Raw genomic sequence first — 22,842 nt, forward strand, 5'->3', positions numbered from 1 at the left:
TCTCTGATAACACAGCCAAAGTACCGTATTCAGCATAATGACAAGGGGATGACAATCCCCCAGCTGGCGGCGGGGATTTCACCGATTTGCAGCCCTCTTCACAATTTCAACACGCTCACAATCTGTTCGATTGCCTAACTCATCCGACCTGGTGTCAAATCACTCCGCCCAATACAAGGAGTGGCATAATAATGAATAATATCAATAAATTAGTTCTGGCTATCGGATTCACTCTCACCACCTTTCCGGCCCTGGCGGCAGGCTTCCAGTGCAAGGATCACGTCAAGCTCGGGGTCCCTGGTCAATCCAGTCAGCTGTTGTGCCGGGACGGTTATGCCGCCGGATACAACTATGACACCAAGGTCGCAGACTGGGTCTCTTACCGTATGACGGCGACCAGCGCCCAGGGTCAGGTGCCGCGCAAGGATGCCTTCGCCGAAGACAGGGAGGTGCCGGTGCAGTTCCGCGCTACTCTGGCGGACTACAAGGGGTCGGGCTACGACAGGGGTCATCAGGCGCCCGCCGCGGACATGCGCTCCACCACCGCTACCATGAAGCAGAGCTTCCTGCTGACCAACATGACGCCGCAGTTACCGGCGCTCAATCAGGGGGCCTGGCGTATTCTGGAAGAGAAGACCCGCCAGTGGGCCATCGCCTATCAGGATGTTCAGGTGATCACGGGCCCCATCTTCACCAACTCCGATGCTGCCATTGGCAACGGTGTGACTGTGCCCCACGCCTACTACCGGGTGGTGATGGATGTGGCCAACCAGGAGGCAATCGCCTTCGTGCTGCCGCAACAGAACATATCGGCCAGCCGGCTTGCGGATTACATAGTGACTGTGGATGCGGTGGAAGAGCAGACCGGACTGGATCTTTTCGCCGAGCTGCCGGATGAACAGGAAGAGGCCATGGAGTCCCGGCTGATGGCCATGTGGGGCAACTGACTCGCGGTAACGACAACAGGGGCCTGGGCCCCTGTTGTCAGTCGTTCAGGTCGTCACCTATCTTCTTGACGGTGTCCCGGGTGCCGTGACCAATTTCGCGGGTCACATCCCGGGTGGTGTGGCCAATCTCGCGGGTCACGTTGCGGGTGGTATGCCCCACGGTTCTGCCCGCCTCCTTGATGTCGGCACATCCGCTGGTCAAGGTGCCCAGGGTCAGGCCGAGTGCCAACAGTGCCATGCAGTTACGCATCATGCCGTGCTCCTTCAGGTTTCATCGTTATATCCGATCTGCGACGGGCATTATGGCCCCGTGTGCAGCGGGCGGGCAACCAGCAGGGTATGGCCCGGGCCCGGGATCTCGTGCTCCTCCTCCACATGGAAATGCGCCTCGCGCAGGCACTGGTACATCTGTTTGGAGTGATAGAAGCGGCTATTGCCGTTGGCCAGACAGGTGAAGTAGAGGGAGGTGGCGTTGAGACTGAAACTGGCGGCTTCGAAGGTCTGCCGGTCCCAGAACAGCTCCAGGATGCAGACTCTGGCGTCCGGTTGCATGGCCAGCCGGATCCGGTTCAGGATGGCGACTATCTGTTCGTGGCTGAAGCAGTCGAGGAACTGGCTCATCCACCAGATGTCTGCCTCGCCGGGCAAGGAGCCAGCTTGCAGCAGATCCACCCCATGACCCTGCACTCGATCGCCGAGACCCGCCTCTTCAATATTCAGGCGGGCCAGTGCCAGCTGCTCGGGCAAGTCCAGAATGGTGACGAGCAGGGCGGGATCCCGCTTGGCACAAGCGATGGCCCACTTGCCGGTATTGCCACCGAGATCGTAAAGGTGGCTTGGTTCATAGCTGAATACCTTGTCCTGGGCCTGCTGGAACGCCCAGTCGGAGTAGAAGTGATCAAACGCAAACCAGCTGCTGCGGGCAGGCTCCGGCAGCTCGCTCAAGTGCGGGTAGAGGGTCTGCCAGGGGCCGAATTCCTGCAAGCCGGCCGGTGTGCCCTGACGGATGGCATCGAGCAGGTGGGCGAGGGGCTGATAGCAGACATGCTGGGTGAAGTCGAGATTGACCCGGCTCATGGCATCGTGCTGCAGATATTTGCCGACCCGGCCCAGCACATAGTGCTCGCCGGCCAGGTAGCAGAGTCCGCCGCCGAGCCCCATGTCCAGCAGAACGCTGACGGCATATTCACTCAGCTCGCACGCCTGGGCTATGTCTGCCAGCGGCGCGCCCTGCTGGCCACGGGTCTCGAGAAAGGCGAGCACCCCGGTTTCACGCAGACACCAGCTGGCCTGGAACAACATGGGCCCGAAGGCGATCTTCTGGGCCGCGCCTATGGCCTCCAGCGCGTTGTAGGGGTCTGCTTGATAATGGTTCACGGGGTGGCTCCTGCCGGATTAACGGCTCTGTGCGCGGGCGAGTTCGGTCTGGATGGCCTGATTCAGGCCCAGCACCCAGCGGTTATAACTGCGATGAATGCTGCCCTTGCCCTTGTCATCAAGGTTGATGCTGCTCACATAATTAATGGAATAGTCGTGGCTGCTATATGGAATATCGATCACCGCCTGATGCTGGCGTACATTGACCTGGCCACGAATAAGTCCCGGCTTCTCTTTTTTCATCACCCAGCTCTTGCTGATCCCCGCCGTGATAATGGCGTTGGCCACCTGATCTTCGGTCAGATTGAAGGCAACCGGGTTGGCGGCCATATTGCGAATGGGTTGGCTGGTGGAGCAGGCGGCCAGCAGGGCGCAGGCCAGCAACAGGGATATTTTATTAATAAGTTTCATAATATTTCCTTGCGACGACATTCAATATTGAGGGCATGGCAATGAGACAACACAAATCATTTATTTTCAATCACAATGCCAACGGATAATCTGCGCCAGCTATTATTTTTGACGAATAATGGTATTATTCGCGCAGCATTAATGTGATGACTCCAATTGTTAATTTCTATGGAGCAGGCACTGCCCAGCGGGTGAGTGCTTTTGACCGTCTTCGCGCTTACGCCAAATGTTAAGGACAGGTTGCCTGAAATATGCTCTCTTTTTCGCTGCAAGCTAGTCAGGCACTGTCACCGGGTCTGGTCGACGAACGCGACTGGCAGGCGTGGGCGCAGTGGGGTCAATGGCCTGCGGCGGCACCATTTCCTGCCACTCCTCTGTTGCCCATGATGATGGCGCGTCGCCTGAGCAAGGGCTCCCGGTTGGCGGTGCAGGTCGGTTTGAGCCTGCTGGCTCGCTATCCCGTCGATTACGCCATCTTCGTCAGTCGACACGGCGAGCTGGCTCGTTCCGTGACACTGTTGCAGGCGCTGGCGGCCAGACAGACGCTCTCACCCACGGATTTTTCCATGTCAGTCCACAATACGGCCGCCGGCCTCTGTTCAATCCAGGGCCAGGCCGCCATTCCCATGACGTCGCTGGCGGCGGGGGAGGGCGGATTGATGGCGGGGTTCACCGAGGCGGTCGCGGCCTTGCACGCCGGTGCCCAACAGGTGCTGCTGGTGGCGTTCGAGGGGCCTGTGCCGGATTTTCATCGCCCCTGGCTGCCAGACGAGGCGCCACCCCATGCACTGGGGCTGATATTGCAGGCCGGTGAGCAGTGGTGCTGCCAAGTTGCGAGTGGCGTGAGTCCGGGATCCGGGGCAACTTCGACTTTGCCTCAGTCGCTGGCCTTCTGGCGGGCCCTGCTGCGGCATGAATCGGCACTGACCCTTTGCAATGGCCGGCAGGCGTGGAGATGGCAGCGTTGCTGAACCGGGCTTGGCGGTTGATCGGCACGGCGCTTGGCTTCACCCTGTTCGGGGTGGGCGGTCTGCTGCTCACCCTGTTCTGGTTTCCGTTGCTGGCGCTCTGCCTGCGCGGTGAGCGACGGCGTACCCTGGCCCAGCTGACCATACGCCACAGCTTTCGGCTGTTTCTCGGTGTGCTGCGCGGCTGGGGCGTGCTGGATTATCGGGTGAGCGGCATGCCCGCCGACTTGCGCGGCGCCCTGGTAGTGGCCAATCACCCCAGCCTGCTCGATTACGTCATGCTGGCGGCCGAGATGCCGGTGTGTGACTGCATCGTCAAGCAATCCCTCTGGCGCAACCCTTTCGTGGGCGGCGTGGTCAGGGCGGCAGATTATATTCCCAACGTAGAGGCGGAGCGCCTCTTGCCCCTGTGCATGGCGCGGATCCAGGCCGGCGGTCTGTTGCTGATCTTCCCTGAGGGCACCCGCACCACACCGGGGGAGCCCATCAAGTTGCAACGGGGCGCTGCCCAGTTGGCGGTGCGCAGCCAGGTGCCCCTGCAACCGGTGCGGATCCACTGCAACACCCGATTTCTCACCAAGCAGGACAAATGGTTCAAGATCCCGGAAAATAAGCCGACCTTCACCATAGAATTCCTGCCGCAAGTGGCGCCAGACGAGGTGGTCGCCACCGGACAGAGTAGCGCTCTGGCCGCGCGCCAGTTGACCCGTTTTCTCACCCGGACCCTGCAAACAGGGCCCCAATGACAGCGTATGGAACAGTTATGCAAGACCTGCACCTAGAGATCAAACAACTCATCATCGACAGTCTCAACCTCGAGGGACTGACCCCTGAAGATATAGACAGCCAGGCCCCGCTGTTCGGTGATGGCCTGGGACTGGACTCTATCGATGCGCTGGAGCTGGGCCTTGCCATCAAGGGCCGCTACGGCATAGTGCTCTCCGCCGAGGATGAGAATACCCGTCGTCACTTTGCCTCAGTCGCCGCTCTGGTCGCCCTGGTGCAGGCCCAGTCGAAAGGGGAGGTCTGAGCCATGACCCGTGACGACATCTTTGCCCAGATCAAAACCGCCCTCATCGATCTATTCGAAGTCGATGAAGAGGCCATCACTCCCGAGGCACGCCTCTATCAGGATCTCGAGCTCGACAGCATAGATGCCATCGATCTGGTGGTGCACCTGCAGAAGCTGACCGGCAAGAAGATAAAGCCGGAAGAGTTCAAGTCGGTGCGCAGCGTCAATGACGTTGTGGATGCGGTCGAGCGTCTGCTCGCCGGCGCCTGATGCGGATGCGCGCCAGATCATGACGCGCTGGCTCTCCTGGCTGGCCGGTGGTGCCCTCCTGCTCTACCCGCTGGCGGTGTACTGGGGGCTGACTCACACCAGCCAGACTCCGCTGCTGGTGGGTCTGCTGGTCATCTTCTCCTTGCGGCTGCTGCCGGGTCTGCTCAAGCGGAGGGTCCGGTTTGGTCCCCTGCCCGAGTGGCTCTGGCTGGGTCGCCTGCTGGCCTGCATCGGTCTGGGGCTGACCCTGCTGTCGGCGCTGTTCTCTGCCCGCCACTGGTTGCTCTATTACCCGCTGGCGGTGAGCCTGGCGCTGCTCTGCCTGTTTGGCTGGAGCCTGACTCGCCCCATGAGCCTGGTGGAGCGGCTGGCCCGCTTGCAGGATCCCCGCCTGCCGGATGTTGCCATCGGCTACACCCGGCGGGTGACCCAGATCTGGTGCGGCTTCTTCGTGGTCAATGGCGCCCTGGCGGCTTTCACCATCTGGTACGGCGATCTGGCGCTCTGGAGCCTCTACAACGGCCTCATCAGCTATGGGTTGATGGGCACTTTGATGGCGGGAGAGTATCTAGTACGCCGGCGGCTGATGAAGAGGCTGGCCCCATGACCCTGTTGCAAACGCTCTGGCAGCGGGAAGATGACCTGCTGGTGGCATTCGGCCAAGGTGGCGAGGTGACCCTGGCCGAGCTGCGCCTGGGCAGCCTGCAACTGGCTCGGGCCATGGCCCGCCCCGGGCAGCCGCGCGCGCGCTGGGCGCTCTGTTTCGATGACAGCCTGCTGTTTGCGCAAGCGTTGCTCGCCTGTGCCCTCGGCGGTCATCAAGCCATCTTGCCGGGCCATCAACGGGTGGCCGGGCTGCTGGCGCTGCGGGATCAGTTTGACGGCCTGCTCACCGATGGCGAGCTGCCAGTCGATGGGCTTGATGTGCCCCAGTTGCGGCTGCCGCTGGCCGATTGCCATGACGAGCTGGATGCAGAGCGCGCCGACCTGGCTCCCGAACGTCTCGACCTGACCTTGTTCAGCTCGGGCTCCACCGGCGAGCCCAAGGCGATCCCCAAAGCCTGGCCCCAGCTGGAGGCAGAGCTGAGAGTGCAGATGGCGCTCTGGGGACAGGTTCTGGCCGACACCCGGGTGCTGGCCAGCGTCAGTCACCAGCACATCTACGGCCTGCTGTTTCGCATCCTGCTGCCCCTGGCCCTGGGGCGTCCGTTCGATCGCCGCAGCATTGACTATCCGGAGCAACTGGCGGTGCAAACCGCCCCCTGGGTGCTGATCGCTTCCCCCGCTTTTCTCAGCCGGCTCGATCCGGCCATTCCCGCCGCTGGCTGCCGCCTTATCGTCTCCTCCGGCGGGCCTCTGCAACCCGGGGATGCCCATCAGGCCCGGGCCCTGCTCGGCCAGCTGCCGGTGGAGATTTTCGGCAGCAGCGAGACCGGCGGCATCGGCTGGCGCCAGCGCCACCAAGTACAGACCCCCTGGGCGACGCTGCCCGGGGTTGAGGTGCGGGTCGGCCCGGATCAGGGCTTGCTGCTGCGCTCCCCCTTCCTGGCAGAGGATGGCTGGCTGGCCTGCGCCGATCGCATCCTGATGACGGGGGCAGGGTTCGAGCTGCTGGGGCGCCAGGACAGGGTGATCAAGTTGGAGGAGAAGCGCATCTCCCTCGACGAGGTGGAGGCGCGCCTGCAAGCCCTGCCGGAAGTGGAGTTGGCCGCCGTGCTGCCTCTGCATCAGGGCCAGCGCCAGATCCTCGGCGTCGTGCTGGTGCTGAGCGAGGTGGGTGCCGCCCGTTGGGCTGAGCTGGGTCAGGGCCGCTTCCTGCTGGCCCTGCGCCAGCAGCTGCGCCCCTGGCTCGAACCGGTCGCCCTGCCGCGCAGCCTGCGCCGGGTTGACCAGATGCCGCTCAACGCTCAGGGCAAACGCCCCTGGCCACAACTCAAGGAGCTGTTCGATGAGCCTCTCTGCTGACACTCTGCCGATGAACTCGCTGCCGACAGTGCTGGGCTGCGAGACGCTGGCCAATGGCGTGCGCCTGCACCTGCGGCTCGATCCTGAGCTGCCCTGGTTTACGGGCCACTTTCCCGGCGCGCCCCTGCTGCCAGGGGTCACCCAGATCCACTGGGTCATGCACTATGCCGCCAGCCGGCTCAACCTGAGTCTGCCGTTTCACGGGCTGGATCAGCTCAAGTTCCAGCGTCCGCTGCGGCCGGGGGCCGAGTGCAGCCTGAGCCTGCAGTGGCAGCCACAAAAGGATCAGCTCGTTTTCAGCTACGCGCTGGGGGATGAGCTGGCGAGCAGCGGACGGGTGCGCTTCATCCCATGACGCCCTGCATCCTGATCCCCTGTTACAACCATGCCGGCCCGCTGGCCGCCGTGCTGGATCGGCTGGCCGAATATGAGCTGCCCTGCCTGCTGATCGACGATGGCAGCGAACCCGTCGCCGCCGCCGCGCTGGATGGGCTGGCCGCACGCTACCCCTGGGTCACCCTGCTGCGCCATTCGCACAACCAGGGCAAGGGCGGCGCCGTGATGACGGGGCTGCGCCACGCCCATGGCCTCGGTTTCAGCCACGCCCTGCAGGTGGATGCCGATGGCCAGCACGATCTGGCAGACATTCCGGCCCTGCTGGCCGAGGCGCACCGGGATCCCGATGCGCTTATCTCGGGGTGCCCTGTCTATGACGATTCCGTGCCCAAAGGGCGCCTCTATGGCCGCTACATCACCCATGTCTGGGTCTGGATCGAGACGCTGTCGTTTACCATCAAGGACAGCATGTGCGGCTTTCGGGTCTATCCGCTGGCGGCCAGCTGTGCGCTGCTCGAACGGGTGGCGCTCGGCAGGCGGATGGATTTTGACACCGAGGTGATGGTGCGCCTGCACTGGGCCGGGGTGGCGGTGCGTTTCGTACCGACCCGGGTCATCTACCCCGCCGATGGCAGCTCCCATTTCCAGCTCTGGCGCGACAACCGCGACATCTCCTGGATGCACACCCGACTGGTGTGCCGCCTGTTGTGGGATCTGCTGTTGCGCCTGGCGAGCGGGCCCCGCCGCCTCTGGTCATGGGCGACCCGGCTGTGGCGCGAGCGCCGGACCCACTGGTCGCGCACCCCGGAGCGCGGTTCATTGCTCGGCATGCAGATCATGCTGGCCAGCTATCGTCTGCTGGGGCGGCGGGGCTTCTCCTTATTGCTCTACCCCGTTATCGGCTACTTCTGGCTGACCGGCCGCGCCCAGCGTCAGGCATCCCAAGCCTATCTGGCCCGGCTTGAGGCCTTCTCCCGCACTCAGGGCATACGGCTCCCCCCTGAGCCGAGATCGAGCTTTCGCCACTTCCTGCGCTTTGGCGAGGCGGCGCTCGACAAGCTGGCCGGCTGGCGCGGCGACATAGCCGAGGATCAGGTCGAGCTGGTGGGGAGGGAGCACTACGAGGCTGCCATCAACAGCGGCAAGGGCTTGCTGCTGCTGGGCTCTCACCTCGGCGATCTCGAGCTGTGCCGGGCCCTTGGCAGTCGCAAGGGGGAGGTGCGCATCAATGCGCTGGTCTTCACTCGTCACGCGGCCCGCTTCAACGCCCTGCTCAAGCAGATCAACCCGGATTCACGGCTCAACCTCATTCAGGTGCAGGAGATGGGGGCCGATACCGCCATCCTGCTCAAGGAGAAGCTGGATCAGGGGGAGTGGGTGGTGATCGTCGGCGATCGCACCTCTGTGACCCGGGAGAAGCGGGTGGTCTGGGCCGATTTTCTCGGCGCGCCGGCCCCCTTTCCCCTCGGTCCCTTTGCCCTGGCCAGTGTGCTGGGTTGCCCGGTTTACCTGATGTTCGGCCTCAAGGAGCAGGGGCGCTTTCGGGTGCATTTCGAGCCCTTTGCCGACAGCCTCAGTCTGCCGCGCCAGGGACGACAACAGATACTCGCGTCCCGGGTGCAGGCCTATGCCGATCGCCTGCAGCATCACTGCCTGCGCGCCCCGCTGGACTGGTTCAACTTCTTTGATTTCTGGCAGCTGACCGATGAACAAGAGTGAGATGAAGTGCGTCACCTTCGGCGCCGAGCCGTTGACCATTGAAGATGTGGTGGCGCTGGCAGAGCGCCGTGCCCGCCCGGCATTGAACCGGGATCCCGCCTTTATGGCCCGCATCCAGCGGGGGGCTGATTTTCTCGATAGATTGCTGGCCGAGGAGGGGGTCATCTACGGGGTGACCACAGGCTACGGGGATTCGGTGACCCGACCCGTGCCCGCCGAGCTGGTGCCCGAGCTGCCGCTGCACCTGACCCGCTTCCACGGCTGCGGGCTGGGGGAGGATCTTGACCTCGATGCCGGTCGCGCCGTGCTGGCGACCCGGCTCTGCTCCCTGGCGCAGGGAGTCTCCGGCGTCAGCCCGGGTTTGCTCGAGAGGCTCTGCTGGCTGCTGGATCAGGATCTCATACCGCGCATACCGGAAGAGGGTTCCGTCGGTGCCAGCGGCGATCTGACACCGCTCTCCTACGTCGCCGCCGTGCTGGTGGGGGAGCGCGAGCTCCATCACGATGGCGCGCTGCGTCCCGCCGCCGAGGTCTATCGGGAGCTGGGGGTCACCCCCCTGACCCTGAGGCCCAAGGAGGGACTGGCGCTGATGAACGGCACCTCGGTAATGACGGCGCTGGCCTGTCTTGCCTACGCCCGCGCCGACTACCTGATGCAACTGGCTACCCGGATCACGGCGCTGGTGAGCGTCGCCATGGGGGGCAACGCCTTCCACTTCGACGAGCGGTTGTTTGCCGCCAAGCCCCACCCCGGCATGCAGGGGATAGCGGCCTGGCTGAGGTCGGATCTGGTGGCCGGCGAGCTGCCGCGCCACAGCGACCGGCTGCAGGACAGATACTCATTGCGCTGCGCCCCCCACGTCATCGGTGTGGTGGCCGACAGCCTGCCCTGGTGGCGCCAGCTCATCGAAAACGAGCTCAACAGCGCCAACGACAACCCGCTGATCGACGGGGAGGGGGAGCACGTGATGCACGGTGGCCACTTCTACGGCGGCCACATCGCCATGGCGATGGACAGCATGAAGACTGCCATCGCCAATCTGGCGGACCTGCTGGATCGCCAGCTGGCCCAGCTGGTGGACACCAAGTTCAACGGTGGCCTGCCGAGCAACCTCTCGGGGGCGCCGGCCGGGCGGCAGATGATCAACCACGGCTTCAAGGCGGTGCAGATCGGCGTCTCGGCCTGGACTGCGGAGGCGCTCAAGCAGACCATGCCCGCCAGTGTCTTCTCCCGCTCCACCGAGTGCCACAACCAGGACAAGGTGAGCATGGGCACCATAGCGGCGCGGGATGCCCTGCGGGTGCTGACCCTGACCGAGCAGGTCGGGGCCGCCTGCCTGCTGGCGGCGGTACAGGGAGTCGAGCTGCGCCTGGCCCAGCCCACGCCCTTCACCCGGCCGCTCAGCCCGGCCTTGGCCCATATGGTGCAGCAGGTGCGGGCCGAGTTTGCGCCTCTGCTGGAAGACAGGGCGCTGGAGCAGGAGCTCAGGGCGCTGATCGCCCGCATTCGCCTGCGTCACTACCCCCTCTATCAGGAATCTTCGTTATGAGCCGTACCCGGATTGCGCCTGAACCCTGGCAGATCAGCACTGAAGTGGAAGTGACCATACCGTTTCACGATGTGGACATGATGGCTGCATTGGTCTGGCAGGGGCACTCCCTATGAGACAACCCATGCAGAATGAACCCTGGCAGATCAGCGCCGAAGTGGAAGTGACCATACCGTTTCACGACGTGGACATGATGGCGGTCGCCTGGCACGGTCACTACTTTCGCTACGTAGAGCTGGCCCGCTGCGCCCTGCTCGACCTTATCGATTACAACTACCCGCAGATGGAGGCCTCCGGCTACCTCTGGCCCATCATAGATACCCGGATGAAGTACCTGGCACCGCTGCGCTTCGGACAGAGGGTGCGGGTGCGCGCCACCCTGACCGAGTACCAGAACCGGTTGAAGATCGACTACCTGCTGAGCGATGCCGCGAGCGGCACCCGCACCAGCAAGGGCTACAGCATCCAGGTGGCGGTGAGCAAGGAGAGCGGCGAGATGTGCCTGGCCTCGCCCCAGGTGCTGCTGGACAAGCTGGGGGTGAGCCAGTGAAGCCTCTTCTGAACCGCGTGATGGTCGGGCTGACCCTGCTGCTGGCGTTGCCGCTGCAGGCGGCTCCACTGAGCCGTGACCAGGTGCAGCAGTTGCTGACTCTGAGTCAGGCCAGGCAGGCGCATTTCGAGCAAGAGAAGCAGGTGGCGGGGCTGAGCCAGCCGCTCAAGGCCTCCGGCGAGCTGCTGCTGGTGCGCGATCTCGGACTCTGGTGGCAGCAGCAGAAGCCCTTTGCCCTGACTCTGACCCTGACGCCACAACGCATGGTGCAGCAGATGGCGGGTCAGCCCGCCACCGTCATCGACAGTCCCCAGCTGCTTGAATTCAGCCAGATGCTGCTGGCGCTGTTCGGCTCGGACGAGGTGACCCTGAGCCGCTACTTCAAGATCGATTTTCAGAGCACGGAGGCGGGCTGGCAACTGCTGCTGGTGCCGACCCTGACGCCGCTGGACAAGGTGTTCGCCAGCCTCACCCTGAGCGGGCAAGGGCAACTGGATGAGCTGGTCATTGCCGACAAGCAGGGTGACAGCACCCGCATCCGTTTCAGCGCCTGGCAGGAGCGAAGCCTGCCACTGACCCACGAGGAGCAGGCCCGCTTTGCTGCCCACTAGCCCCGCATCGCACCCTGCCACTGCCAGTGGTTTGGCCGGGAGAATCGACCTTGCTGCAATCTGAAACCATCTGGCGCCGGCTTGGTACTATCTGGATCGGCCTCTGCCTGCTGCTGGTGGCCGTGCTGGTCTGGCAGCTGCCCCACAGCCGCATCAACACCAGCCTGATGGATCTTCTGCCCCACGAATCCCGCAGCGATCTGGATCCGGCGTTGCAGCAGGGCTTGCTGCAACAGCTCGATCGCCAGCTGGTCTGGATGCTGAGCCTGCCTGCCGGACAGAACGGGCAGGCGGCGGCCGAGCTGTGGGTAAAACAGCTCGACCAGATAGCGGCCTTCTCCCATATCAAGGGCTATCAGCCCGAGCTGGCCTCCGCCTGGCAGGGCTATCTGCACAGTCTCGCCTGGCAGCGGCTGGATGAAGCGGGCCGGGCCCGGCTGGCGGCTGGCGCCGAGGGCTGGAGCCAGTGGGTGCTTGGCCAGATCTACTCGCCCTTTGGCGGCGTTTCCCGCGCCGAGTGGCAGAGTGATCCGCTGTTGTTGACCCGGGCCGGGGCGCTGGCAGAGGCTCGCGGCCCCATGCAGCTCAAGGAGGGCTGGCTGGTCAGCCGGGACAAGGCGGGTCGCGACTGGTTCATGGTGCGGGCCGAGCTGGATCTCTCCGCCTTCGATATTCAGCGCAATCAGGGGTTGCTGAGGGTGCTCGACAACGCCGAGCACCGGCTGGCCGAAGCCTATCCCGGTGCCGAGCTGCTGCGCCGTGGCACCCTTTTCTACAGCCAGCACGCCAGCAACCTGGCCCAACAGGACATCTCCACCATAGGGCTTGGCTCCATGATCGGAGTCATTCTGCTTATCTGGGGCGTATTTCGCTCGACCCGGGCGCTGCTGCTCTCCCTGTTACCCATCTGCGTTGGGCTGATGTGGGGGCTGGGCACTGTGCTCATCCTGTTTGGCGAGATCCATCTCTTCACCCTGGTGATCAGCAGCAGCCTCATCGGCATCGCCATCGACTACGCCATCCATTTCCTGTGCGAGCGACGGCTGCACGGCGACGACGAGACGCCGCATCAGACCCGACTACGGCTGCTGCCGAGCCTCTCGCTGGCGGTGTTGACCACCCTGATCGGCTATGGCCTGCTCTGGTTTGCCCCCTTCCCCGGGCTGCAACAGCTGGCGGTGTGCGCACTGGCGGGCCTGTTCAGCGCCTTCATCACTGTGCTCTGCCTGTTCCCGCGCTGGTCGGGCCCCCTGCCGACCCGGCCCTTGCGCAGTCAGCCACTGCTGATGGCCTGGCTCAGAGCCTGGCAGCAGCGTCGCCTGGTGCGCATCGGCCTGCCGCTGCTCTGCCTGCTGCTGGCCACTCTTGGCATCAGCCAACTGCAGGTGGATGACGACATACGCCGGCTGCAACCCTTGCCGGTGGAACTGCAGGCGCAGGAGAACCAGATCAAGGCCCTGACCGGTCAGCAGGGTGGCATGCAGGGTTTTCTGGTGACGGGTACGGATGCCGAGCAGGCGCTGCAACGGCTGGAGCGACTGGATGATCAGCTGACCGAGCTTAAAAATAGCGGCGCATTGCGGGACTTTGTCTCCCTCAGCCGCTGGCTGCCCTCGCTGGCGCGCCAGCAGCAGGATGCGGCCGCCATTCGGGCCCTGTTGCCCCGGGTGGTGACCCGACTGCAAGAGGCCGGAGTGCCAATACCAGCAGGGGGGCAAGGGCCCGACCGTCAGCCTGACTGGTTGACCCCGGCAGCCTGGCTTGCCAGCCCGGTCAGCGAGGGGAGCCGTCTGCTGTGGCACTCGCTGGAGGATGGCCGCGTCGCCATCTGGGTGCCGCTGGTCGGGGTGCAGGACGAGGTCGCCCTGACGGCGCTGGCAGCTGCCGAGCAGGGTATCTACTGGCAGGATCAGCGCAGCGAGTGGAGCCAGTTGTTTGCCCACTACCGGATCAAGCTGGCCGAACTGCTGCTGCTGGCCATCGGCCTGGTGGCCCTGCTGCTCTGGCGGCGGATGGGGGCAGCCAGGGCGTGCCGGGTGCTGCTGGTCAACCTGATTGCTCTCGCCATGGGGCTGGCGCTGCTCGCCGCCTGCGGCCAGCCGCTCACCCTGTTTGGTGTGCTGGCGCTCAGCCTCATCTTCGGCATCGGCATCGACTACGGGCTCTTCTTTGCCCACTGTGGCAACCAGCTGGCGCGGCAGAGTTCCACCCTGCTCGCCATCCTGCTGGCCAACCTCACCACCCAGCTGGCGTTCGGCTTGCTGGCGCTGAGTCACACCCCCGCCATAGCGGGCTTTGGTCTGGTGTTGAGCGGCGGTATCTTTACTGCCTTCCTGTTGTCGCCTCTGGTGCTGGACCGCGTGCAACCGGATGGCGCGGTGCGGGAGCCCCAGTTGCCAGGGCAGGATAGCCGGGAGCCAACATGACAATGAGATCACTGTTTGTATTACTCATCTTTTTGCTGGGGGGCTGCAGCAGCCAGCCGGCCCCCACCGCCTATCTCGACAAGAGCAGCGTCATGGTGCTGCCTGCCCCCGTGCTTGCTACCCCCTTCTATCGCCAGCAGTTGCTGACGGCCACTGTGGGTGAGGGTGCCCATCAGCTGATGACTGTGCTGGAGGCCGATGGCAGCCAGTTGACCCTGGTCGGCCTGACCCCGACCGGGATCCGGCTGTTTCGGGTGCGTTACGACCAGCAGGGCATAGCGACTCAGCAGCTGAGCCCGCTGCTCGCCACCGGCATGCCGCCAGTGACCCAGGTGCTGGCGGACGTCATGCTCTGCTACTGGCCACTGGCCAGCTGGCAGCCGCAGTTGCCGCCGGGCTGGACGCTGCGGGACCAAGGGCTGACGCGCCGGCTGCGCGCCCCCGATGGCGTCCTGGTCACCGAGATCGGGTACCAGGACAAGGGCGGCGTGCGGGAGCCGGTCAGCCTGCAACAGCATGTGTTTCACTACCGTTTGCAGCTGGAGACCCTGTCCCAATGAGTTGTTATATCGCGGCCTACGGCCTCATTTCGGCATTGGGGGAGGGCAGGGATGCCAGCGCCGAGGCCCTGCTGGCCTGGCAGGCAGAGGGGAGCACGCCGCTCACCCGCCACAACCAGACCTTGCTGGATGGTCGCCTGACCCCTGTGGGGCGGGTCGAAGGTGCGCTGCCCGAGATACCGGCGGCGTTGGCCCCTTATGCCTCGCGCAACAACCGCCTGCTGCTGGCGGCGCTGGTGCAGATCCGCCCCGCTCTGGACAAGGCGCTGGCGGAGTTTGGCCCTGCGCGGGTAGGCCTGGTGCTTGGCACCAGCACAGCCGGGATCGGCGAGGCCGAGCTGGCGATCGCCGCCGCCCGGCGGGGGGAGGCAATTCCCCCGGCCTTTGACTATCGCCAGCAGGAGCTGGGCTCCCCGTCCGAATTTCTGGCCCGTTATCTCGACATCTTTGGGCCTGCCTACACCCTCTCCACCGCCTGCTCTTCCAGCGCCCGCGCCTTCATCAGCGGTCAGCGGATGCTGGCGGCCGGACTGGTGGATGCGGTGATCGTCGGTGGCGCCGACAGCCTGTGCGGCTTGACTATCAACGGTTTTGACAGCCTGGAGTCCCTGAGTGGCAAACTCTGCCAGCCATTCGACAACGGCCGCCAGGGCATCAACATAGGCGAGGGGGCTGCGCTATTTTTGCTGAGCAGACAGCCTGCGTCGCTGGCCTTGCTGGGGGCTGGCGAGTCGTCCGATGCCTGGCATATATCTGCCCCTCATCCGGACGGCGTGGGGGCCGAGGCAGCCATGCAGATGGCGCTGGCGCAGGCCGGTATAGCGCCTGACCAGGTGGGTTACATCAACCTGCACGGCACGGCCACTCGCCTCAATGACGCCATGGAGAGCCAGGCTGTGCATCGCCTGTTCGGGGACAAGGTGCCCTGCAGCTCCACCAAGCCGCTCACCGGCCATACCCTGGGCGCTGCCGGTGCCATTGAAGCTGCGCTCGCCTGCCTGCTGCTGGAGCGGGCCCTGCCGCTACCTATCCAGCGGATGACGACGGCGGACCCGGCGCTGGCACCCATCCGGCTGGTGAGTGGCGCCACTCGGCTTGCGGCACCCCGGGTCCTCTCCAACTCCTTTGCCTTCGGTGGCAACAATGTCAGCCTGCTGTTCGGGAGATCACTCTCATGAATGAGCGCATACCGCTGCCCGCCATCGAGGCCCTGTTGCCCCATCAGGCCCCCATGCTGCTGCTTGACCACATCTGCACCGTGGATGCGAGCCAGGTGCGCTGCGAGACCCGGGTCGGCCCCCGACACGCCTTGTTGCTCGATGGCGAGGGCAATTTGCCCGCCTGGGTCGGCATCGAGCTGATGGCCCAGACCATAGCCGCCTGGGCCGGCATGCAGGGGCGATTGCGCGGCGAGCCGGTGCGCATCGGCATGCTGCTCGGTACCCGCAAATATCGCTGCCAGCCCACCCGCTTTGCGGCGGGAGCCCTGCTCACCATAGAGGCCAGCTGCCTGTTGCAAGACGGCGGCATGGCCAGTTTTGAATGCCGGATCCTGCAAGATGGGCAGGAGTGTGCCACTGCGCGCCTCTCGACCTATCAGCCCGCACCCGGCGAATTGTCCGATTTGTTAGCGTAAGGAAGCTTCATGATCTCTACCGTATTGGTCACGGGCGCCAGCAAGGGGATAGGCCGCGCCATCGCCCTCAAGCTGGCTGCCGACGGTTTTTTCGTCGTCGTGCACTACCACGGCGACCGCGCAGGTGCCGAGGCCACCTTGGCGAGCCTGCAAGCCGCAGGGGGACAGGGGCGCCTGATCCAGTTCGACATAGCCGATCGTCAGGGCTGCCGCGAGCGGCTGGAAGCCGACATGGCCGAGCATGGCGCTTATTACGGCGTGGTCTGCAACGCCGGCATCATACGTGACGCCGCCTTCCCCGCCCTCACGGACGAGGATTGGGACGGGGTGTTGCACACCAATCTGGATGGCTTCTACAACCTGCTCAAGCCCTGCATCATGCCGATGATTGGCCTGCGCCGGGGCGGCCGCATAGTGACCATCTCCTCGGTTTCCGGCCTGATGGGCAACCGTGGCCAGGTCAACTACAGTGCCGCCAAAGCCGGCATCATGGGGGCTACCAAGGCGCTGGCGCTGGAGCTGGCCAAGCGCAAGATCACGGTGAACTGCGTGGCACCCGGCCTCATCGATACCGGTATGGTCGATGCCGAGGTGAAAGAGGAGGCAATGAAGCTGATCCCGCTCAAGCGGATGGGGCAGGCCGACGAGGTGGCGGGGCTGGTCTCCTACCTGATGTCGGATATCGCTGCCTACGTGACCCGGCAGGTCATCTCCATCAACGGGGGCATGGTATGACACTGATGCAATGGCTCTCCTGCCTGATGTCGACTCCAATTGGTGCTGTCTCTGTGGCTCGCCAGATCATCTCTGTGAATGGCGGTATGGTATGAAGCGGGTAGTAGTAACTGGCATGGCCGGGGTGACGGCGTTCGGCCAGGACTGGCCAAGTGTGCGGGCAAAGTTGCAGGCGGGACGCAATGCGGTGGTGACCATGCCGGAATGGGCCATCTACGAGGGGCTCAACACCCGGCTGGCGGCGCCCATTACCGACTTTGTGCTGCCTGCCCACTATCCACGCAAGAAGACCCGGGCCATGGGGCGAGTCTCCCAGCTGGCGACCGTGGCCACCGAGCTGGCGCTGGCGCGGGCTGGGCTTATCGACCACCCTGTGCTGACCGGCGGTCGCACCGGCATCGCCTATGGCTCCTCCACTGGCAGCACGGATCCCATCCGCGCCTTCGGGGTCATGCTCAACGACAAGAGCACCTCCAGCATCACGGCCACCACCTATGTGCAGATGATGCCGCACACGGCGGCGGTCAATACCGGCCTCTTCTTCGGCCTGCGCGGGCGGGTGATCCCCACCTCCAGCGCCTGCACCTCCGGCAGCCAGGGGATTGGCTACGCCTACGAGTCCATCAAGCACGGCTATCAGACCCTGATGGTGGCCGGCGGGGCGGAGGAGCTCTGCCCGTCTGAAGCCGTGGTGTTCGATACCCTGTTTGCCACCAGCCAGATGAACGACAACCCCGAGCTGGCGCCGCGGCCGTTCGATCGGCAGCGGGACGGGCTGGTGATAGGCGAGGGGGCGGGCACCCTGGTGCTGGAGGAGCTGGAACATGCGCAGGCGCGTGGAGCCACCATCATCGCCGAGCTGGTGGGGTTTGCCACCAACTGCGACGCTGCCCATGTGACCCAGCCCCAGCAGGAGACCATGCAGCTCTGCATGGAGATGGCGCTGGCCCAGGCAGGGCTGCTACCGGCCGACATCGGCTACATCAGCGCCCACGGCACGGCCACCGAGCGGGGCGACATTGCCGAGAGCCACGCCACCGCCGCCATCTTTGGCGACAAGACGCCTATCTCGTCGCTCAAGAGCTTCTTCGGTCATACCCTGGGGGCCTGCGGTGCCGTTGAGGCATGGCTGTCGCTGGAGATGATGCAGGAGGGCTGGTTTGCCCCCACCATCAATCTGACCGAGCCGGATCCGGCCTGTGCCCCGCTGGATCATGTGGTGGGCAACGGTCGCGCGTTGGCGGTGGACTATCTGATGTCCAACAACTTCGCCTTCGGCGGCATCAACACCTCCCTCATCTTCAAACGCTGGTCCTGAAGCCATGCGCCTTGCCTGCGGGCAGGGCGCCTGTACAGCCTGGGTTTGGTCTTGATGAATTAAGATGCCTCCCATTTTTAGGGAGGCATAATGTCTGTTCCATCTGCTGTTTTCTCTGTTCAACCCCACCTGCGCCGCGGCTTCAATGCGCTCTTGCTGTCCACCCTTTTATTGGCGCTGCCTGCGCCGGCCATGGCCGATGATGAATTTCGGCTGGGCAAGACTCTCTTGCTGGGAGTGGGCGACCATGCCGCCATTATTCCTATCATCGTCTGCCGACCTGCCAAGTCCATCATGGTCAAGGCAGGACGGGAATTGACCCTTGACCGGGTCAAGGTGTTTTATGGCCACGACAGCAGCAAGACCCTCACTTTTGACAAGGATCTGAAAGCGGATCAGGAGTCGGACTGGAAATCCCTCGGCAGCCGCCTATGCATCAAGCGGATCGAGGTCTATGGCAATTCGGAGGGGAGCAAGGCCGGGGTCAAGGTATACGGCCGCAAATAAGAGATGGACGGGGGTTCACATCCCCCGTCCATTTACCTATTTCTTGGGGCGAAACGGCTTGATGACGGCTTCATCGCACTCGAGGTAGGGCCCATCCATGAGGTCGATGCAGTAAGGGATGGCGGGGAAGACCGCATCCAGGCACTCACGGATGGACTTGGGCTTGCCCGGCAGGTTGACGATGAGCGAACTGCCGCGCAGGCCGGCGGTCTGGCGCGACAAAATGGCGGTTGGCACGAACTTGAGGGACTCGGCCCGCATCAGCTCGCCAAAGCCCGGCATCATGCGATCGCACACCGCCTCCGTGGCCTCCGGGGTCACATCCCGTTTGGCCGGGCCAGTGCCGCCCGTGGTGACAATGAGGCAGCACTGCTCCTGGTCTGCCAGCCGGCTCAGGGTTGCTTCAATCTGATCCTGTTCATCCGGGATCACCTGATAGACGGGTTCCCATTCAGAGGTCAGATACGCGCCCAGCGTCTCTATGATGGCCTTGCCGGAGAGGTCTTCGTAGATGCCTGCACTGGCGCGATCGCTGACGGTGACGATGCCGATTTTTGCCTTGCTCATGGTCTGCTCTTGGTTGCGCTGAATAAGTGGCAAATAAAATAACATAATCAGTGAGATATGTTAAACGAGGCCAGACATTGGCGAGTGTGGTGCTCAACATCGAGTGCCGAATGAAAAGCAATATTGCAGGTTCCCTTTCAATAAGACATAAGGCCAGGGTGTCGTCGCCATAAAAATGTATAAACAGATTAAGGGAAAATATTCAGGAATAATCGGTTGATCCATAACGAATAAGCCGGTGGCAGCTTGCCGCTGCCGTCATTTTTTGGCGCAATCGGGTTCGAAAGAGGGCTGTATGGATTGAACCAGGCGGGTAATCGTCTTATATAACTTCTTATACGGTTGGTTGAATTATGAGCTGGTCGTTGTTGTTTGAGTATCACCATGCAGCGGCTGGCCGCGGGAGGGCATATGGAGTTGCCTGATTTTGATACCTTGAGACGGTTGGCTGTGGCGGAGCCCGAGCGGCTCGACGAGTTGCTGCGCCAGCAGATAGAGGGCTTGATCGACCGGGTCAGCCCAGAGCAGCAACAGCGGCTGCGCGGCCTGCAGTTTCGTATCGACTGTCAGCGTCAATTGGCCAAGAACAACATGGACAGCTGTATTCGTATTGCGGCCATGATGCACGATTCCTTTTATTCCATGCGCAGCGAGATGATCCAGCTCAATGCCAATCTCTATGCAGATCAGGCGCCCGTCTATCGGGAAAATAATGTTGTTTCTTTCTTTGATTATTACCACAAGAAGAAATAACGCCCTTCATTAATAATTCAGCTAAATATTATTTTAGATAATATATTCGTTACCAGGTGAGGCTCGCCTGGTGACGTTAATTTATCTGGAGTTATTTGTAATCCATTTGATGTATTTTAGTGGCATCGGCTGTTTTGTTAAAAATTGATTATTGCCGTGATCGGTGTGGATGAATGGCGCCGACAGTTAGGCTAATATGGCGATACTTTAAATTTGCTACGACTCGAAGGGATTATGAGAAGTATCACACCAAGGCGGGTGCTGTCGCGGGAGCAACAGACAGAGATCACCCGCATCATCGTCAAGGCGGGCCAGATGCTGGCCCAGTTCGGGGCGGAGAGCCGCATCATAGAGCAGACCACGGTTCGGCTCGGCATGGCGCTCGGGCTGGAGAGCGTCGAGATGGCCATCTCCTCCAGTGCCATAGTGCTCACCAGCCTCTATCAGGGCAGTTGTGTCACCACTACCCGCCGGGTGCGGGAACACGGTATCAACATGCAGGTGGTATGCGAGATCCAGCGTATCTGCATCATGGCGGAAAAGGAGCTGATAGGGGCGCGCGAGGTGCGTCTGCGGCTCGACGGCATAGTGCCGTTTCATTACCACCCCTGGCTGGTGGTCCCCATGGTGGGGCTCTCCTGTGGCGCCTTCAGCCTGCTGTTTGGCGGTGACTGGCCCATCTTCATGGTGACCTGTCTCTCCGCAGCCGTAGCGATGCGGGTGCGTCAGCTGATCGCCCGCCATCACCACAGCCCGCTCATCAACTTTGCCGCGACCGGTTTTATCGCCACCTTGCTCTCCTCCAGTGCCACCTTCTTCAACTGGGGCGCCCAGCCCTATCTCGCCATGGCAGCCAGCGTGCTCTTGCTGGTGCCGGGTTTCCCGCTCATCAATGCTGTCTCCGACATGGTGAAGGGTTACTTCAACATGGGGCTTGCGCGCTGGGGCACGGCAACTCTGCTTACCATCAGCGCAGCCATTGGCATCATTCTGGCCATGTCGGTGACCGGTATCTGGGGGTGGAAGGTATGAAGGACTTTGACTCTGTATTGGCCAGCAGGAACGGACTTGACCTGCTGACCATCAGCGCGCGGATCAACATCGGCATCATTCTGGCCATGTCGGTCACTGGTATCTGGGGGTGGAAAGTATGATGGACCTGATCTGGCTACTGGCCAAGGATGCCTTCTGGTCTTCCATTCCGGCCGTGGGGTTTGCCATGTTGTTCAACGTGCCGCCGCGTATGTTGAAGTACTGTGCCATGGGCGGTGCCCTGGCCCACAGCTTGCGTACCCTGCTCATCCATTACGGTATGCCCATCGAGTGGGCGACCCTGGCGGCGGCGACCACGGTCGGCTTTGTCTGTGTCTACTGGTCCCGTCGCCTGCTGGCGCCACGTCCTGTGTTCAGCGTCGCCTCCATCATCCCCATGATCCCCGGCAGCTATGCGTTCAAGACCATGATCGCCGTGGTGGAGCTCAATATCTCGGGGGTGACCATGGAGCTTATCCAGAGTGCGGTGGAGAACGGCCTCAAGGCGTTGTTTATCGTGGGGGCCCTCAGTTTCGGTTTGGCGATCCCCTCTCTGGTCGTGTACCGTAACCGGCCCATTATTTGACAGACGCTGTGAGAGGCTGACCCCATGAAGATTTCCATGATTGCAGCCATGGCGCACGATCGCGTGATAGGCCTGGATAACCAGATGCCATGGCACCTGCCGGCGGATCTGGCCCACTTCAAGCGGGTGACCCTGGGCAAGCCTGTGTTGATGGGGCGCAAGACCTTTGAATCCATTGGTCGGCCGCTGCCAGGGCGGCGCAATCTGGTGATCAGCCGCAATCCCGATTACCGGGCCGACGGGGTGGAGGTAGTCGATTCTGTCGAGGCCGCGTTGGTGCTGCTGGCAAACGCCGGGAATGTGGACGAGCTGATGGTGATCGGCGGTGGTCATCTCTATGGCCAGCTGCTGCCACGGGCTGACAGCCTCTATCTGACCAGAATCGATCTGGCGGTGGCCGGGGATACCCGCTTCCCCGCCTTCGAGGAGGACGAGTGGCATTGCGTTGAGCGCGAACCCCATGAGCCCGACGAGAAGAATCCTCATCCCTACTGCTTCGAAACCTGGCAGCGGCGCTGAGATCTCCGGGTCACCGTTGAAAATGAAAGGCCCCCTGTGCTGCACAAGGGGCCTTTTTCCTTGCTGCAACTGGGCAGCCCGAGAGACATCCCATCTATCAGGGGTGCACTTGGCTCTTCCTCCTCTTTCTGTCTCTTTTCTCCCCAATCAAATCATTAGGGTTGTAATGATTTTGCAGGTTTTTCCTGCGAGGGGATCACTGCATCCGAGAATCGCACCATAACAGCCCGACTCCATTGGATTTTGCCCTAACAAGGGCGATTAATATATTAGTTATCTAATCAAAAAAGTATGCTGGCATGGGTCATGCTTGTCGATTTGTGGGTTTTTATTGTCAAAAATAAATGATTAAAATCAATATCTTATGTTTTCATTGTTTTATGTGGACTCTTATGGTTCTTTCGTTTTTGGTGTAAGTTGCTTAGTGTAGTAAGTAATTGGTTAGCGTTCGGCGGGTTAATTATCAAGATGCCGACAATAAAAATAGG

Annotated in this window: 28 protein-coding genes and 1 pseudogene; 25 read left to right on the plus strand and 4 right to left on the minus strand. The window is 62.6% G+C overall.

Features of this window, described 5'->3' with window-relative positions:
- Positions 1-191 precede the first annotated feature (191 nt).
- Entirely contained in the window at positions 192-947 is a 756-nt protein-coding gene (locus GWQ29_RS16330) for a DNA/RNA non-specific endonuclease (RefSeq protein WP_265420871.1), read from the plus strand.
- Positions 948-984: 37 nt separating this feature from the next.
- On the opposite strand, the gene GWQ29_RS16335 is transcribed toward GWQ29_RS16330, so the two are convergent.
- The 3 genes from GWQ29_RS16335 to GWQ29_RS16345 are packed head-to-tail and all read right to left on the minus strand — an operon-like array spanning position 985 to position 2,735.
- Positions 985-1,200 carry a hypothetical protein gene (locus GWQ29_RS16335; RefSeq protein WP_005317818.1) on the minus strand — a complete coding sequence of 72 codons (216 nt, stop codon included), beginning with the start codon at positions 1,198-1,200 and terminating at the stop codon, positions 985-987.
- 47 nt (positions 1,201-1,247) lie between these two features.
- The gene (locus tag GWQ29_RS16340) at positions 1,248-2,324 is read right to left on the minus strand and encodes a methyltransferase (protein WP_275919854.1); all 1,077 of its coding nucleotides are present in this window, start codon (positions 2,322-2,324) and stop codon (positions 1,248-1,250) included.
- Positions 2,325-2,342: 18 nt separating this feature from the next.
- Complete coding sequence (locus tag GWQ29_RS16345) at positions 2,343-2,735, minus strand: hypothetical protein (RefSeq protein WP_275919855.1); 393 nt, start codon at positions 2,733-2,735, stop codon at positions 2,343-2,345.
- A gap of 251 nt (positions 2,736-2,986) precedes the next feature.
- Between GWQ29_RS16345 and GWQ29_RS16350 the strand changes: the two genes are divergently transcribed.
- From GWQ29_RS16350 to GWQ29_RS16435, 19 genes and pseudogenes are all read left to right on the plus strand, one after another.
- On the plus strand, positions 2,987-3,706 hold the full coding sequence (locus GWQ29_RS16350; protein ID WP_275919856.1) for a beta-ketoacyl synthase chain length factor: 720 nt from the start codon (positions 2,987-2,989) through the stop codon (positions 3,704-3,706).
- A complete protein-coding gene (locus GWQ29_RS16355) occupies positions 3,691-4,449 on the plus strand; it encodes a lysophospholipid acyltransferase family protein (RefSeq protein ID WP_265420875.1) in 759 nt (252 codons plus the stop codon). The genes GWQ29_RS16350 and GWQ29_RS16355 overlap by 16 nt, the downstream gene beginning before the upstream one ends.
- Before the next feature lie 17 nt (positions 4,450-4,466).
- Positions 4,467-4,733, plus strand: coding sequence for a phosphopantetheine-binding protein (locus GWQ29_RS16360; RefSeq protein ID WP_170946543.1), 267 nt, complete (start codon positions 4,467-4,469; stop codon positions 4,731-4,733).
- Positions 4,734-4,736: 3 nt separating this feature from the next.
- A complete protein-coding gene (locus tag GWQ29_RS16365; RefSeq protein ID WP_275919857.1) occupies positions 4,737-4,985 on the plus strand; it encodes an acyl carrier protein in 249 nt (82 codons plus the stop codon).
- Entirely contained in the window at positions 4,942-5,592 is a 651-nt protein-coding gene (locus GWQ29_RS16370; RefSeq protein ID WP_265420876.1) for a hypothetical protein, read from the plus strand. Before GWQ29_RS16365 ends, GWQ29_RS16370 begins: the two co-directional genes overlap by 44 nt.
- Positions 5,589-6,950, plus strand: a complete 1,362-nt coding sequence (locus GWQ29_RS16375) for an AMP-binding protein (protein WP_275919858.1) — start codon at positions 5,589-5,591, stop codon at positions 6,948-6,950. The genes GWQ29_RS16370 and GWQ29_RS16375 overlap by 4 nt, the downstream gene beginning before the upstream one ends.
- Positions 6,934-7,305, plus strand: coding sequence for a hydroxymyristoyl-ACP dehydratase (locus GWQ29_RS16380; protein ID WP_275919859.1), 372 nt, complete (start codon positions 6,934-6,936; stop codon positions 7,303-7,305). The genes GWQ29_RS16375 and GWQ29_RS16380 overlap by 17 nt, the downstream gene beginning before the upstream one ends.
- Complete coding sequence (locus tag GWQ29_RS16385) at positions 7,302-9,005, plus strand: glycosyltransferase family 2 protein (protein ID WP_275919860.1); 1,704 nt, start codon at positions 7,302-7,304, stop codon at positions 9,003-9,005. The genes GWQ29_RS16380 and GWQ29_RS16385 overlap by 4 nt, the downstream gene beginning before the upstream one ends.
- Positions 8,992-10,554 (plus strand): aromatic amino acid ammonia-lyase, encoded by a 1,563-nt coding sequence (locus GWQ29_RS16390; protein ID WP_275919861.1) that lies wholly within the window; start codon positions 8,992-8,994, stop codon positions 10,552-10,554. The genes GWQ29_RS16385 and GWQ29_RS16390 overlap by 14 nt, the downstream gene beginning before the upstream one ends.
- A gap of 11 nt (positions 10,555-10,565) precedes the next feature.
- Positions 10,566-10,661: pseudogene (locus GWQ29_RS21260) on the plus strand (acyl-CoA thioesterase); the annotation flags it as partial.
- Positions 10,662-10,678: 17 nt separating this feature from the next.
- Positions 10,679-11,104, plus strand: coding sequence for a thioesterase family protein (locus GWQ29_RS16395; protein WP_099994176.1), 426 nt, complete (start codon positions 10,679-10,681; stop codon positions 11,102-11,104).
- Between the two features lie 20 nt (positions 11,105-11,124).
- The gene (locus GWQ29_RS16400) at positions 11,125-11,715 is read left to right on the plus strand and encodes an outer membrane lipoprotein carrier protein LolA (protein WP_275919876.1); all 591 of its coding nucleotides are present in this window, start codon (positions 11,125-11,127) and stop codon (positions 11,713-11,715) included.
- A 50-nt stretch (positions 11,716-11,765) separates the two neighbouring features.
- Positions 11,766-14,141: an MMPL family transporter gene (locus GWQ29_RS16405; protein WP_275919862.1), complete on the plus strand. Its 2,376-nt coding sequence runs from the start codon at positions 11,766-11,768 to the stop codon at positions 14,139-14,141.
- A gap of 2 nt (positions 14,142-14,143) precedes the next feature.
- Positions 14,144-14,701, plus strand: coding sequence for a DUF3261 domain-containing protein (locus GWQ29_RS16410; RefSeq protein ID WP_345893349.1), 558 nt, complete (start codon positions 14,144-14,146; stop codon positions 14,699-14,701).
- Positions 14,698-15,879, plus strand: coding sequence for a beta-ketoacyl-[acyl-carrier-protein] synthase family protein (locus GWQ29_RS16415; protein ID WP_275919864.1), 1,182 nt, complete (start codon positions 14,698-14,700; stop codon positions 15,877-15,879). Before GWQ29_RS16410 ends, GWQ29_RS16415 begins: the two co-directional genes overlap by 4 nt.
- Positions 15,876-16,337, plus strand: a complete 462-nt coding sequence (locus GWQ29_RS16420) for a hotdog family protein (RefSeq protein WP_275919865.1) — start codon at positions 15,876-15,878, stop codon at positions 16,335-16,337. Before GWQ29_RS16415 ends, GWQ29_RS16420 begins: the two co-directional genes overlap by 4 nt.
- Positions 16,338-16,346: 9 nt before the next feature.
- The gene (locus tag GWQ29_RS16425; protein WP_005317763.1) at positions 16,347-17,072 is read left to right on the plus strand and encodes a 3-ketoacyl-ACP reductase FabG2; all 726 of its coding nucleotides are present in this window, start codon (positions 16,347-16,349) and stop codon (positions 17,070-17,072) included.
- Positions 17,073-17,163: 91 nt separating this feature from the next.
- The gene (locus GWQ29_RS16430) at positions 17,164-18,390 is read left to right on the plus strand and encodes a beta-ketoacyl-ACP synthase (RefSeq protein WP_271774322.1); all 1,227 of its coding nucleotides are present in this window, start codon (positions 17,164-17,166) and stop codon (positions 18,388-18,390) included.
- Between the two features lie 90 nt (positions 18,391-18,480).
- Positions 18,481-18,897: a DUF2541 family protein gene (locus GWQ29_RS16435; protein WP_219597710.1), complete on the plus strand. Its 417-nt coding sequence runs from the start codon at positions 18,481-18,483 to the stop codon at positions 18,895-18,897.
- A 36-nt stretch (positions 18,898-18,933) separates the two neighbouring features.
- On the opposite strand, the gene mog is transcribed toward GWQ29_RS16435, so the two are convergent.
- Complete coding sequence (mog, locus tag GWQ29_RS16440) at positions 18,934-19,464, minus strand: molybdopterin adenylyltransferase (RefSeq protein ID WP_099994170.1); 531 nt, start codon at positions 19,462-19,464, stop codon at positions 18,934-18,936.
- Positions 19,465-19,875: 411 nt separating this feature from the next.
- Between mog and GWQ29_RS16445 the strand changes: the two genes are divergently transcribed.
- From GWQ29_RS16445 to folA, 5 genes are all read left to right on the plus strand, one after another.
- Positions 19,876-20,217, plus strand: coding sequence for a DUF3135 domain-containing protein (locus GWQ29_RS16445; RefSeq protein WP_021140758.1), 342 nt, complete (start codon positions 19,876-19,878; stop codon positions 20,215-20,217).
- Between the two features lie 234 nt (positions 20,218-20,451).
- A complete protein-coding gene (locus GWQ29_RS16450) occupies positions 20,452-21,249 on the plus strand; it encodes a threonine/serine exporter family protein (RefSeq protein WP_256685167.1) in 798 nt (265 codons plus the stop codon).
- On the plus strand, positions 21,246-21,371 hold the full coding sequence (locus tag GWQ29_RS16455) for a hypothetical protein (RefSeq protein WP_265420889.1): 126 nt from the start codon (positions 21,246-21,248) through the stop codon (positions 21,369-21,371). The genes GWQ29_RS16450 and GWQ29_RS16455 overlap by 4 nt, the downstream gene beginning before the upstream one ends.
- The gene (locus GWQ29_RS16460) at positions 21,368-21,835 is read left to right on the plus strand and encodes a threonine/serine exporter family protein (protein WP_005317742.1); all 468 of its coding nucleotides are present in this window, start codon (positions 21,368-21,370) and stop codon (positions 21,833-21,835) included. Before GWQ29_RS16455 ends, GWQ29_RS16460 begins: the two co-directional genes overlap by 4 nt.
- Before the next feature lie 24 nt (positions 21,836-21,859).
- Entirely contained in the window at positions 21,860-22,354 is a 495-nt protein-coding gene (gene folA, locus GWQ29_RS16465; RefSeq protein WP_059111377.1) for a type 3 dihydrofolate reductase, read from the plus strand.
- Positions 22,355-22,842 lie beyond the last annotated feature (488 nt).

This window comes from Aeromonas sp. 2HA2 (genome assembly GCF_029237345.1).
GTDB classification, from domain to species: Bacteria; Pseudomonadota; Gammaproteobacteria; order Enterobacterales; family Aeromonadaceae; genus Aeromonas; species Aeromonas salmonicida.